Consider the following 619-nt stretch of genomic DNA (forward strand, 5'->3'; position numbering starts at 1 on the left):
AGAATCACTTACATGTATGACTCACCGCGGTGGTATCGCAGCAGATGGTAAAACTGGCGATGGCTGTGGGTTGTTGATTCAGAAACCTGATACGTTCTTCAGGCAGGTGGTTAAGGAGCAGTTTAGCGCCGATCTGAATGAGATTTACGGCGTAGGAATGGTTTTCCTTTCACAGGACCCTACGAAAGCGCAGCAAGCTAAAACAACGATGAGTGCAGAGCTTGAAGCACAAGGTCTTACCGTTGTTGGTTGGCGCTTGGTTCCGACTAATAACGATTGCTTGGGTCGTATGGCTCTGGATTGCTTGCCACAGATTGAGCAGGTCTTTGTTCAGGCTGACGGGCTTAGTGAGCGTGAACTGTCTCTTAAGCTTTTTGTTGCGCGCCGTAAGACTGAAATGGCTTTGGCGTCTGATGAAGAATTCTACGTTTGTAGTTTGTCAGAAAAAGTCGTGTCTTATAAAGGGCTGATGATGCCGGTTGACCTGCCGAATTTTTATTTGGATCTGGGTAATCCAGATGTTGAGACAAGCATTTGTGTTTTTCATCAGCGTTTCTCCACTAATACTATGCCAAAGTGGCCACTAGCCCAGCCATTTAGATGTATTGCTCACAACGGT

The 619-nt window shown here is 46.5% G+C and carries 1 pseudogene; it reads left to right on the forward strand.

Annotation, left to right across the window (positions count from 1 at the left end):
• Positions 1-619: pseudogene (gltB, locus tag A3766_RS07100) on the forward strand (glutamate synthase large subunit); the annotation flags it as partial.

This window comes from Oleiphilus sp. HI0132 (assembly GCF_001635845.1).